Raw genomic sequence first — 12,578 nt, forward strand, 5'->3', positions numbered from 1 at the left:
TAGCACATATGTCTGACATATTCGTCGGGCTTCAAAAAAACATGTATGTTGTACTTGACAATTTGTAAGAAATATATTACATTGCAAATAGATTAAGAATAACCTTAACCGGGAGGCACGCTATGAACATGGAACAGAAGACCGCATGGTTTATTCTGATTCTATTTCCAATCGTATGTATAGGATTTTTTGTTTTGTCCTCATTCTACGGATGGAGGGTCGGTTGCGCGGCTTTTGGCCTGTTTGGCCTGATCGGTTTGACACCATTCATTTTTCGTCGGCGGATCGATCCCCCCCGGGTAGCGTCGGATGAGCGGGACCGTCAGATCAATCGAAAAGCCTTTGTGGCCGGGGGACTGGCCTCCTACCTGGGTTTCGTTATCGGACTGATGTGCATCTGGGCTGTAAACATGATCGCTGGCAACAATATGATGACGATCGATATCATACCATTGATCGTCTTCTGTGGATGGATGATTTTCTTCGTTGTCAGGTCTGGAGTACTACTCTTTTTATACAGCCGGGGAACTGGTTATGAGGAATGAGAATATCACAAATTCGATACGCAGACTTCGCTTTGACCATGACGAGATGACCCAGCAGAAACTGGCTGACCTGGCGTGTGTCACACGTCAGACCATCATCGCGCTGGAGGCTGGCAAATACTCTCCGTCCCTGTCGCTGGCATTTCGCATCGCGAGAGTCTTCAGCCTCAAAGTAGAAGATGTGTTTCAGTACTCGGCTGAACAGGGGCCGACTGAACCCTGATCAGCAGGCTCTATTTCCCTTTCAGCCCGTCCCGGATCTGCTTCTTCAGTTCCTTGTCGATCGAGCCCGGCATCTTCATGTTCTTCATGAACGCGATCTTGCCGGCGTCCTCGAAGTACATCTTCATCCTGAACATCGCCTCGATCATCTCGACCTTTACCTCTTCGCCATCCTTCGAGATGACGATCTCGACCGGGTAGGCAGCGGCATGTGAAAGTCCGGGATATTCGAAATCCTTGCGAAATTCGTCCCCTCCGGTGCCGACTATCTTAAACGATTTCGTATCTATCGACGATCCGGACGTCCCAAGTATGATCACGTCGAAAGCGGGAATATCTACCCGGTACGCAAGTTTCAGCCCCCACTTTTTACTCTCTTTGCTCATTCCTTTTTCAACACGTGCCGCGACGTCCTCAAGACTGGTCCCCTTCTCGGCCGCTTTCTTCTGGATAAGGCCTTCAAACTTTCCGCCTGCGACTACCCCCATCGTCTTTCCGATAAAACCTTCGCTACGCATCTGGCCGTACTGGTCGCTGCTCTCCGTACCTTTGACAGAAAGAAGGATCATCGTCCTGAGCGCCTGAAGATGTGACTCTGACGACTCGCTGTGGCCCGCATCGTCCATCAGTATGGTCCTGTTGATAGAACGGGGATTGACGACCGACACGTGCGTCCCATTCTCATCCTGAAATACACTGACACGGTCGAGGGCCGCGTATGGACCAGTGTGCCTGTTCGCGTTCATTATACCAGCGGCATATTCCGGATGATACAGCACGAGGACTTTGGCCTCGAATGAACAATCCTTCAGTCTGCCCGCATCTACTATGGCGCTCACGGTCCATCCCGCATCTACGGCGCTTTTATCGATCGCCGCGGCGATATCATCGACCGTACCTTCAGCGTTCCTTACTACGTATTCGTAGACACCGAACTCATCGCCAGCCGACGAAGCGGACGGTGAAAATACCACCGTCATGACCAACATCACGGCAACAACAGCTATGAACCTGACATGATCCATGTTTTTCATTTTCTTCTCCCTGCCTGTAAAATTAACTGCATCCCACCTATCAGAACGACAACCCCACTCCGAACTCCCACTGGTCCATCTTCAGCTCTATTGTCTGCTGGCCCGGCTCCTGGAGCGGATGGTCGCCGCTCACGGTCTTCGAAAGCGCCCGAGTGACTACGAAGCTCAGTTCCCTGTCGATGCCGACCGCCTTACTTATTCCAAAAGTGATATGCTGCTCGATGACTCCAGGAGCAAGGATATTTAAGAGCAGTTCGGTCTCCGGCACAGGCTGGCTTCCGTATGAATATCCCCCCCGAAGCATCCATCCGGAATTGAGCAGATACCAGGCTCCCATCTTGTACACGGTCATATCCTCCCACCCGAACCCGGCCCCCTCGTCTTCACCAAGATCGTAGACGTTGAGATTCGGCCAGAGCGGATTCGCGATGGCCGCCACACTACTGTAAAATATCTGCTGAACGTCGAAGGCGAGTCCCATTCCCGTAAAGCCGAAGGCCACTCCGGCAGTCCATGTCGCCGGAATATCAAAATCGCCCTCTTCGGCAAACAGGCCCGAGTACTCTTCGAACTCACTCATCTTTATCTCTGACTGGACGGAAAATCCAAATGACATGAAGTCGAGCCATTCGCCCAGGTACCCGGCGCGGACACCGTAACCGAACGAATTGCTGTATCCGTTATCAGTCAGTTTCTCCATGTCATCCGAATACCCCATATCACCGAACGCGTTGAGGCCCTTTGCCTCAAATCTCTGCCAGGCCAGGATCGGTGAGACACCGAACCCGTGCCTCTCGGCAAAGACCATTGAAAAAGTCGGGGCAAGGAACATCTGCATCAGATCGATTCCAGCGGGACTGGTCCCGTCGAAAATCCCTCTCGGGTTGAAGACCTCTGCATCGTAATCTGTATTCATCCCGCCGTGACCGTACAGAGCTATTCCGAAGGTCGCCGTCTCGTCCTCGTTCAACCACCAGTTTGCGGCGATACTCGGTATGAAGAAGACGTTCGAACCGCTTTCATAAGTGCCCGGTGTCAGACCATAATCGGTCACCTCTGTAGATGGTTCGCCTGTGACAGAAAACTCCCTGTTCGGATTGAAAACGTAGAAACCTATTTCATAACCCGGTCCGGCAAGCGCCATCGCGCCGGGATTGTTCGCCGCCGCCATCGGACCAAGATAGAGAGCCACCCCCGCGCCTCCGATCGCCTTGTACTTTACACCCTGGCCATGAGAAAAGTATCCGTTTGTGGCGTATGCAATCTGAGGAACGATTGTGACAGACAGCAGGAAGACAACAGCCATGATCAGCATATTTGCCCGAATCGGCTTCTTCCATATTGATTCTACTTTAATAAATGGCCACATATTCACTCCTTTCGAGGAGGATAATAACCTTTGATCTTTTATCGTAATAATTCAGGTACATTCTGTAATCCCACATAGCTCTGTCATCACATCATTTCCGCAAGATTAACACTCTATGTCTGGATTCGCAATAAAATAATAATGGACTTTATCTTGTAATCTTTACAGATTACCTGATAGTAACTGTCGGCCGGGCATCCATCTTGCATCTTTCCGGGCAGGCAGCTAAATTACAATCAGGCGTTTGGGCGGGTGCTGATAGACATGTGGTGGAATGATGTATACATTTTCACGGAAGATCTCCCGTATGACTCTCGTTGTGACTTCCCTGTTGGTTTTCCTGTTTGCGGCATGCAATGACGGTAGCAGTTCGATAACGGCACCTGAGCAGCCCGGCACGCCTCTCCCCACTTCGGTTGATTCGATCGCGCCATCCATCCCGTCAGGAATCACCGCATCCGCTCTGTCTGATTCACAGATAGAGATCGGCTGGTCTGCAAGCAGTGATAATATCGGTGTCGGTGGATACCGCATTTTCAGAAACGACGAAGAGATAGGCACGACCCTTCTGCCCGCCTGGCTTGATTCGGGCCTCAGCGCCGATACGCCTTACAACTACAATGTATGCGCCTTCGATACCTCGGGCAATGAAAGCGAACTTTCAGAAACAGTGACAGCAACTACGCTGGAAACCGGTGGTGACGGCGAGACATTCCTCGTCGGACCCGGCAGAACATATACGACACTCCAGCAGGTCGTCTCTCAGCTTGAGCCCGGAGACCTTGTGCTCGTCGACGGCGGCGCAGTCTACCCGGGCGGATTATCATTCGCCCATGCCGGCACGCCTGCGGCACCGATCACGATACGTGGCGTCCGCTCAGGCGGAGACCGTCCGGTGATCGAGGGAGGCCGGGACGTGGTGGAGTTCAACTGTAACAATTATGTATTCGAAGGATTCGAGATCAGAAATGCCGAATTCCGCGGCCTCTACCATCACGCCGACAATATCACGATCCGTGACTGCGTAGTTCACGGATGCCCTCACGGGATCCTCGGCGCGGACGGCGGCTCGGGCGACCTACTGATCGAGTACTGCGAGGTCTACGGATGCGGCGAGGGCGATGGGCGACATCAGCTCTACATTTCTACAAACGAGAACGACTATCCCGGTTCGGTATTCAGGATACGGTTCTGCTACATCCATGACGGGACTGGCGGTAACAATTTAAAGAGCCGTGCCGAGAGAAACGAAATCTACTACAACTGGTTTGAAAACCCCTACTACCACAACCTTGAGCTTATCGGCCCCGATCCTGCCGGCGGAGTCGCCGAGGACACAGCTCGCGAGGACAGCGACGTGGTCGGTAACGTGATCATCGCGCGGCGATTCAGCAGAAATGTACGCATCGGCGGAGACGGATGCGGACAGTCGTTCGGACGTTACAGATTCGCCAACAACACCTTCATCCATCGCTGCCCCACACCCGCATCACATATATTCGCCCACTTCGACGTGGAGAGTGTCGAGATGCACAACAACGTATTCCATATCACCTCACGCTCTGTCTTTGACGACAGCGAGGCCAGCTGGGTATACAGCCGCAGGGTGAGCGGTTCGAGCAACTGGGTCTATTCGAGCGCGGGCTATCCCGGCGAATGGACAGCGACGATCACCGGCACCGACCCCGGATTTGTCGATATGGCTGGAAATGATTTCATGCCTGCTGCTGGATCGATCCTGATCGGCGGAGGAACGTATTCGATGGCGAGCCCCGAAGGTTCACCTTTCATAGACCCTCTCATCATACCTCAGTTCCATCCTCCTGTAGGGCTTCTGATCCCGGTCGGCACCGCGGAGGCCCGGCCGGCCAGCGGCGTAGTCGATATAGGAGCATTTGAGGTGCGGTAGCAATACCATCGTGCGTTGTCCGGAACCAGTGGATCGCCAATAGCAGTACATTAGCACCTGCCTGCTACTTACCCACCCGCATCGGCTGCCGCCTGGCGTAGGTCAGCGAGCGCCAGACCCATTCGACGGGACCGAACCTGAAATATCTCAACCAGACCGGCGAGACGACCAGCTGCAGGATCCATACGGCGATAACAATCAGGATCTGGTATTTCCTCTCGACACTGCCGTACAGTCCGAAGCCATGCCCGTAGAATATGGTCGTACATATCAGGGTCTGTGCGAGGTAGTTTGTCAGGGCCATCCTTCCCACGGCAGCGAGCCTTGATGTGACACCCTTCATAAATCCCAAACGACAGATCAGCATGATTATGCCGATATAAGCGCTCGACACGAAAAAGCTGCCCCATAAATTAAACTGCGAACCTAAAAAGAACGAATATTCCATCGCCCATCCCGCCGCGAAATTTCTGTACATCCCGAAAATGACAAGCGGAAGGCCGATCCCGAATCCCATCGCGATCATCCAGGTGTAGAACTTTGCCGATCTCCTGCCGGTGACTATCCCCCATTTGAAGAAGGCCATGCCGATCAGCATCATGCCACCTATCCGCCAGCTTGTATGGATCATAAAGTAAGCAGTCTCAAAGAAAATCGAATCCTCTACCCTGTACCTCATCTGCCCGAAGAACCCTGCCCTGTAATGTGTCAGTTTCTCCGCTATCTGTTCGACATTCGGCTTCCAGGTCGCCAGAGTCTGCTGAATCGATGCTTCGGGCCAATACTGCATTGTACTACCGAAAAAGATATAGAGAGCCGAAGCGACAGCAAAGAGAACGATACCTGTTGCTAAAAGTTTTCCCGGAGACACCTTCCTGAAGAGCCATGCAATAAGAGCACATAGCGCGTATGGAACCAGAATGTCGCCCGACCAGAAAATATGGGCGTGGATCAGGCCGATGATGAGAAGCCAGAATGTTCGTCTGTAGTGGATCCCTGCCGAACCGCGACCCTTCGCCTCGATCTTGCTGGTCATCAGCACTATCCCGGCTCCGAACAGCATTGAAAATATCGTAACAAACTTCAGGTTGGCAAAGACGTTACTGAACATCCAGACCAATCTGTTCAATCCATTGAGGTCTCCATACGCCGTTGGATTGAGATAGGCAGCGCCGATCATGGAAAAATACTGAATGTTCATTAGCAGGATACCAAGAAGGGCAAAGCCGCGCAGAGTATCTATCTGAGATATGCGTTCAGATGGCGCGACAGGGAGAACGACCTTCGAAGATGTTTTTGTTGAGTCTCCATTATTCATACGCTCTGACTCTCCTTCCCTGCATGTTTCTGATAATGGGCAGGGTACCACAGGCGGGGAGACCACAAAAAGCCATTTGAAGAATAATTATAGATACTGATTTACTCCTCCGTGCGCATTTGCGAACTAAGTGCAAGGAAATTTACCTCCAACGCTGGAGGTAAAAAATCTTGCAGTTGTTTCGCTATAAGTCTGAGTGCTGATGCATTTGCGAACAAAACTCTATGATGGAAAGATCACGCCGACATTATGTTAACCACCAGACAGGTCACTAATGCGCATGACAGAATGAGCTGTGAAACTGGCAGTGGGAGGGAAATACCGGCTGCTCATACTTCTCGCCGGAAACGCCCACTTCGTTGACAATTCTCGGAATTTGACCTACTGTATCTGCTTATACGATTCGAATCGATATGAACACCATCCAAAAAGGAGTACTGATGCTGGAAAGGATATTCAGATTCAGAATATTCAACGTCAGGATGAACAATACCTGGACATTCAACCCCAGAATATTCAGTGCCCGAATTTTCAAATCCTGGACATTCAACGCCAGGCCATGTAGTGCCAGACTCAGCGCCCGGATATTCACCGCCATAATATTTTCCGTTGCGATACTTTTCATGCCGGTGGTGGGAAAGTCGATAGCGCCACAGAATTCGACGACTTCCGAAGACAGCACATCGCTCTTGGAAGAAAGTCCCGATACGACAGAGTCTGGAAACAAAACAAAAGGACTTTCCTCGCCTGGAAAGGGAAAGCGCCCAGTCATCGGACTGGTCCTCAGTGGAGGAAGCGCAAAGGGACTGGCACACATCGGCGTCCTTAAGGTCCTCGAGGAAGAGGGGATCCAGGTCGATCTGGTGGCTGGCAACAGCATGGGCTCGCTCATGGGAGCCCTGTACGCGCTCGGCTATACGCCTGCCATGCTGGAAGACATCGCTTTGAATACAGACTGGATCGAACTGCTGGGTAACAAGTTCGACCGAAAGCATGTCTCAATTGAAAAAAAAGAACGGATGGAGCGTTACGCATTCGACCTCATCCTCGACGGTTACAAAGTCAGGCCATTGTCAGGACTCCTGTCCGGCCGTAAGGTCCACCGGCTGCTCACCAGATTGACGTGGCCGGCCAATTTCCTTGACGATTTCAGTCAGATGCCGAGACCGTTCCGCTGTATCGCGACTGACATCACCACGGGCGAGGGCGTGATCCTCGACAGCGGCTCTCTCGCCGACGCGATGAGGGCAAGCATGGCGATCCCGGGAGTATTCGCTCCCATCGAGATCGACGGAAAAATGCTGGTCGACGGAATGCTTGTCAGGAATTTTCCAACCCAGGACGCGCTGGATATGGGAGCTGATATCCTCATAGGCTCCGATGTCGGGTCCGATCCACTCGATCTGGACAAGATCAATTCGCTCCTCGACATCCTCAATCAATCCGTCGTTCTGGGCGACATGGTGAACAGGCAGAGTCAGCTCGATCTCTGCGATCTACTTGTCCTTCCCGATTTAAAGGATATCGGTTCTTTCTCCTTCAATAATGCTGATGAGATAATCCTGCGCGGCGAACAGGCTGCACGCGAAAAGATCGTTGAGATCAGGAAACTCGCTGAATATCTTTCCGCATGGGAGACCGAACCTATCCACGCGGAAATCGACCTTGAACGACCGATGCCGGTCTGCGGAATCAGGATCGACAGTAAAGACGAACTGAACACCGATTCCTTCCTGGGTCTCATCGGGATCGATCCGCCCTGCGATGTCACCATAGATCAGCTCGAATCCGCTATCGACATCCTTTACGGATCGGGCTCGTACTCCATGATCCAATACAGTTTCGAAAAGGAATCGGACTGCAGGACACTCGTTTTCCAGATCGACAGGGACGACAAGGACTATGTCTATACGGGACTGAGATACGACACGACATGGAGGACCTCCATCCTCTTCAATCTTTCGTTGAAAGAATTTATGAGCGGGCACTCCGACCTTGAGGTCGATATCCTCCTCGGTCGACGTATGAGGCTGGGCACTCAATACAAACTCAGGGCAGGGACAAAGAACCGGACCGGGATCAGGGGCGACTTCGAATATCTCTCCGACTGGCTGGACGTTTACGATGGAGATTATCTCTCCGCCCGCCTGGACGTCAGGAATATCCGCGCCGGCCTTTATGCCGAATATGCTTTCTCAAGATATATATTCTGGGACTTTGGGCTGTTGAGTGAGTGGACACAGGCCAACCCTCAGGTAGCTCCGCGCGGATTTGAAAAAGAGTGGACGAGGCTTAATTTCCTCGTGATGAATATCTGGTTCGATAACCTCGACAGGGCCTGGTTCCCCACGAAGGGCCTCCAGTTGAGACTGAGGGGAGAGTACGGAGACTTCGAGGAAGTTAACACCGACATGTTCAACCGGGTCGCGGGAAGGATGCTGTTCCGCCTGCCTCTTCATCGGAGCGTGAGCGTCGGAGCAAGACTCCTGTACGGATCGTCCGACGGTGAGAACATTCCATCACATTACAGGTTTTTCCTCGGAGGACTCAATTCGCCCTTTATGTTCCAGGACAGGCGCGAGATCAATTTCTATGGTTACCGCCATCAGGAACTGTCCGGGGAACACGCCTTTATCGCCGGGCTCGACCTGCAGTTCAAGCTCAATTCCATGACCTATCTCCTTCTGCATGGCAATGTGGGAAATGCGGTCGATGAATGGGAGAACCTCTTCAAGGAGGAGGGCATGGTATACGGGGCGGGAATCACTGTCGGAGTCGCTGCGCCGCTTGGCCCGGTCGAGATCACAATGGCCAATAGCAGAAGACATGATTTCCTTGTCTTCTTCGGAGCGGGGTACAGGTTCTGAGAATCCGATCGAATACAGGGATACGCCAGGGTCCCCTGCCCTCCGGAATCCGGAAAAGGGATAAATACATTGACCTAGGTGTCGCCGTTTTTTGCGGAAGGATGAGAAATTGATGACCCGACAGTCCAGAACCGCCATCTTGATCCTGATTATTTTTGTTCTTAGCGGATGCGCCGGGATATCAGGCAGGCTGCCCGCTCCTCTCGCTCCAGAACCGACCGGAGAGTTCCTTGCAGGAGCATCGAGAGTCGATATTACGCCTATGCCGGGATATCCGATGGGAGGTTACGCCGTGGCGGGTTACATATCGCGTGGGGTCTGGATGAGGCTTCATGCCCGGGCCGTCTGCTTCGAGGATCCTGACGGGAGATGCCTGGCGATGGTATCGACGGACCTATGGGCGATGCCCGCGGGGCTCGCCGACCGTGTCGCGGAGCTTGTATCCTGCGAATTCGGGATAGGGCGGCTGGCCAGAGAACAGATCATACTCGCCGCGACTCACACTCACAACGGTCCTGGAAATTACTCCTCCAGCAAGCTTTATAACCAGATGGCCTCGCCCGAGGGCGGCTTCGATCGCGATCTGTTCGATTTCCTTGCCTATCGTATCGCTGTATCGATAGCCGCGGCTTGGGAGAAACGCGGGCCGGCGATGCTGAAATATGCCGAGGCTCCCGTTCCGGGTGTGGCCAGAAACAGAAGTATCGGACCCTTCCTTGCCAACGGTGAGGACGCCCTCGCCCTGATCGAGGAGAACAGGGACCTGCCGATCCGAAGGACGCCGTACCCCGTCGGAGGCGACGACGCCTACCGTGCGCTCGACCAGACCATGAGAGTCATCCGGGTCGAAAGCGTTGGATCCAGCCTGTCTCCCCTTGCTGTCCTGGTCTTCTACGCTGTCCATCCCACTGTCATGAACACGCCCACGGAAGTATACAACAGCGATATCTTCGGAATAGCCTCTGCAAAGGTGGAGCGATCGCTTGAGAAGGCGGCGGGATCTTCTGTGCGACCGGTCGTAGCGATCTTCAACGGTCCCGAAGGCGATATCGCGGCAAACTGGACCCGAAGAGATCGGGAAGATGCTATCGAAGTAGGTTCGATACTAGCCAGCGGAATCATGAACCTTGTCGACGATCCCGGAGAAGAGATGACCGGAGAGATCGACTTCAACTTCGGACACACAAAGCTGTCCGACCTGGCTGGCCCCCTTTCTGGAGCTTCGACCCTGTGCGGCGCCGAGGCTGACTGGGCATTCTTCCGTGACGCAGGATTCTACGAGGGAATGACCCAGCTTGACCCCGAAAAACAGATCAAGGGGCAGGGAGTAAAACGTCATCCCCTCGAGGACGACGTCAAATCGAATACACTCAAGACTATGTACCCATGGATCGTCGAGACTGTTCTCGATCCACCCGAGTCTGTCCCCCTCGGTGTCTACCGGATCGGCCCTGTCGTCATTGGCACATTGCCCGGTGAGTTCACGACGATACTGGGGCGGCGCATCAGAAGAGGCATCAGCAGCGAACTTCCCGATGCGAAACATGTGCTTCTCGTCGGCATGGCAAACGAGTATCTCTCTTATTTCACAACGGAAGAAGAGTACGCTCACCAGCACTACGAGGGCGCTTCGATGATGTATGGCCCGAAGGCGGGAACGCGGATAGGCGATGAACTCGCTTCCCTCGCTGCGGGTCTGGGTAAGACGGTGCTTCGCAAGAATAAGATAAAATACAGCTATTCAACGGGATCGGGAAAAAAGTTTGGAGTCAAGCAGTTCGATCTTATATCTCACCAGGATAGACTGAAGGCTCATCACTACAACCTCGCCACCGTCCTGATGGACCCGGAAACCTGCATGCCGGTAACGGACAATCCCAGGTTCGTTTGGATCGACGATAACCCCGGGTGGGACGGCGATCACCAGACACAACCTGCAGTGATGCCGGCCGCGGCGATCGAGACAAAAACTGAATCCGGCTGGTCGCCCCTCTATATCGACGGTATCCCTGAAAACGATGACGGAACGGATTTCGTGACGGCGATCGTGGCCTCTCTTCTGGGAAAGACAAGATGGACCACGATCTGGATGGTACCCGATCAGATGGAGAATGATCCTGTCCTCAGGGCAGCGGAATACCGGTTCGTAATAAGAGGAACCAGCGGAGTATTCAGGTCGCCTCCCTTCACGCTGGACTCTGCCCGCTCACACGACGGTTTGACGGGAGTCGTTCGCGGACCTGAGTAACAGTACACTGATTTCTCGCTATTTCTTCAAAATCCTGAAACAAATGCCAGGCTCAAGCGTATCTCTGGCAAACGAGATCGGCCCACTGGTCCTGATGCTCCAACCTGGTTCGGCAGACAACATGCTTATCAGGATAGGTAGCAGTAACGTATCAGGAGCCCTGGAATTCATAGAGGGTACCTGGGAAGATCTCTTCCCCGGACATCCGTTCGAGTACAGCTTTCTCGATGATGACCTCAGCGGCGGGTATACGAACATCAAGCAGAGTGGCAGACTTCTCGACGCGTTTGCCGTCCTCGCGATCGTCATAGCCTCTCTCGGTCTTTTCGGCCTCGCTTCCTTTACTGCCGAACAGCGCACCAAAGAGATAGGGATAAGGAAAGTCCTCGGATCCTCAACGAGCGGCATCGTCGTACTGCTCACCAGGGAATTTACAAAGTGCCTGGTGATCTCGACTGTCATCGCATGCCCTGCGGGATATATGATAATGAGACACTGGCTGAAAGATTTCGCCTACCGCGTGAACATGGATGTGTGGATGTTCGCCGTCCCTGTCCTCGCAACAGCAATCATCTCGGTGATCGCTGTCAGCTACCAGTCGATCAGAGCAGCTACCTCCGACCCGGTTGATTCGTTGATGTATGAGTAGTGTGAGTGGAATGTGTAAGGAAATCTATCACCAACGGTGGTGATAAAAACTCTTGCAGTTGTTTCGCTATAAGTCTGAGTGCTGCTGCATTTGCGAACAAAACTCGATAATGGAGAGATCACAACGACATTATGTTAACCACCAGAAGGTCGCTTATGCGCGTTTGACAAATCAACCATCAGCAGTTATTTTTATTGTAAGGAGAGACCTTTACACTTTTACAAAATACCCCGCCAACAGGATCCGTTCTTTGATCAGGTGTGCTATAATCAATAGTATAACCTGCAGATGAAGGAGGAGTCGTTATGCGTGTTTGTAGTCGTACAATCGCGGGCACACTCATTCTCGCTCTCATCCTGATTATCGGGCACCCACTTGCTGCCCGGGAATCATCAGAAATCATGTCAAAAACTGAAG

9 protein-coding genes are annotated in these 12,578 nt (G+C 52.8%); 6 read left to right on the plus strand and 3 right to left on the minus strand.

Going from position 1 to position 12,578, the window contains the following annotated elements; genetic code table 11:
- The first annotated feature begins 122 nt into the window (after window positions 1-122).
- A complete protein-coding gene (locus KOO63_06660) occupies window positions 123-545 on the plus strand; it encodes a hypothetical protein (protein MBU8921482.1) in 423 nt (140 codons plus the stop codon).
- A 46-nt stretch (window positions 546-591) separates the two neighbouring features.
- Complete coding sequence (locus KOO63_06665) at window positions 592-768, plus strand: helix-turn-helix transcriptional regulator (protein MBU8921483.1); 177 nt, start codon at window positions 592-594, stop codon at window positions 766-768.
- Between the two features lie 10 nt (window positions 769-778).
- Here the strand turns inward: KOO63_06665 and KOO63_06670 are convergent, their stop codons facing one another.
- Window positions 779-1,801 (minus strand): hypothetical protein, encoded by a 1,023-nt coding sequence (locus KOO63_06670; protein MBU8921484.1) that lies wholly within the window; start codon window positions 1,799-1,801, stop codon window positions 779-781.
- A gap of 40 nt (window positions 1,802-1,841) precedes the next feature.
- On the minus strand, window positions 1,842-3,170 hold the full coding sequence (locus KOO63_06675) for an outer membrane protein transport protein (protein MBU8921485.1): 1,329 nt from the start codon (window positions 3,168-3,170) through the stop codon (window positions 1,842-1,844).
- A 274-nt stretch (window positions 3,171-3,444) separates the two neighbouring features.
- Here KOO63_06675 and KOO63_06680 point away from each other — a divergent pair, with 274 nt between their 5' ends.
- Complete coding sequence (locus KOO63_06680; protein ID MBU8921486.1) at window positions 3,445-5,079, plus strand: right-handed parallel beta-helix repeat-containing protein; 1,635 nt, start codon at window positions 3,445-3,447, stop codon at window positions 5,077-5,079.
- A gap of 64 nt (window positions 5,080-5,143) precedes the next feature.
- On the opposite strand, the gene KOO63_06685 is transcribed toward KOO63_06680, so the two are convergent.
- Window positions 5,144-6,397, minus strand: a complete 1,254-nt coding sequence (locus KOO63_06685; protein MBU8921487.1) for a DUF418 domain-containing protein — start codon at window positions 6,395-6,397, stop codon at window positions 5,144-5,146.
- A 440-nt stretch (window positions 6,398-6,837) separates the two neighbouring features.
- On the opposite strand from KOO63_06685, the gene KOO63_06690 reads away from it, so the two are divergent.
- The 3 genes from KOO63_06690 to KOO63_06700 all read left to right on the plus strand — a co-directional run bounded on the left by KOO63_06690 (window position 6,838) and on the right by KOO63_06700 (window position 12,161).
- Window positions 6,838-9,264, plus strand: coding sequence for a patatin-like phospholipase family protein (locus KOO63_06690; GenBank protein ID MBU8921488.1), 2,427 nt, complete (start codon window positions 6,838-6,840; stop codon window positions 9,262-9,264).
- A 112-nt stretch (window positions 9,265-9,376) separates the two neighbouring features.
- On the plus strand, window positions 9,377-11,512 hold the full coding sequence (locus KOO63_06695; GenBank protein ID MBU8921489.1) for a neutral/alkaline non-lysosomal ceramidase N-terminal domain-containing protein: 2,136 nt from the start codon (window positions 9,377-9,379) through the stop codon (window positions 11,510-11,512).
- Window positions 11,513-11,555: 43 nt separating this feature from the next.
- Window positions 11,556-12,161: a hypothetical protein gene (locus KOO63_06700; protein ID MBU8921490.1), complete on the plus strand. Its 606-nt coding sequence runs from the start codon at window positions 11,556-11,558 to the stop codon at window positions 12,159-12,161.
- The last annotated feature ends 417 nt before the right edge of the window (window positions 12,162-12,578 follow it).

It is taken from the genome of Candidatus Latescibacterota bacterium (genome assembly GCA_019038625.1).
GTDB lineage: Bacteria > Krumholzibacteriota > Krumholzibacteriia > Krumholzibacteriales > Krumholzibacteriaceae > JAGLYV01.

What these genes read in the sequence shown, in the direction of transcription:
- KOO63_06660 (MBU8921482.1), top strand. Translation starts at nt 123, where the DNA reads ATGAACATGGAACAGAAGACCGCATGGTTTATTCTGATTCTATTTCCA.
- KOO63_06665 (MBU8921483.1), top strand. Translation starts at nt 592, where the DNA reads ATGACCCAGCAGAAACTGGCTGACCTGGCGTGTGTCACACGTCAGACC.
- KOO63_06670 (MBU8921484.1), bottom strand. Translation starts at nt 1,801, where the DNA reads ATGAAAAACATGGATCATGTCAGGTTCATAGCTGTTGTTGCCGTGATG.
- KOO63_06675 (MBU8921485.1), bottom strand. Translation starts at nt 3,170, where the DNA reads ATGTGGCCATTTATTAAAGTAGAATCAATATGGAAGAAGCCGATTCGG.
- KOO63_06680 (MBU8921486.1), top strand. Translation starts at nt 3,445, where the DNA reads ATGATGTATACATTTTCACGGAAGATCTCCCGTATGACTCTCGTTGTG.
- KOO63_06685 (MBU8921487.1), bottom strand. Translation starts at nt 6,397, where the DNA reads ATGAATAATGGAGACTCAACAAAAACATCTTCGAAGGTCGTTCTCCCT.
- KOO63_06690 (MBU8921488.1), top strand. Translation starts at nt 6,838, where the DNA reads ATGCTGGAAAGGATATTCAGATTCAGAATATTCAACGTCAGGATGAAC.
- KOO63_06695 (MBU8921489.1), top strand. Translation starts at nt 9,377, where the DNA reads ATGACCCGACAGTCCAGAACCGCCATCTTGATCCTGATTATTTTTGTT.
- KOO63_06700 (MBU8921490.1), top strand. Translation starts at nt 11,556, where the DNA reads ATGCCAGGCTCAAGCGTATCTCTGGCAAACGAGATCGGCCCACTGGTC.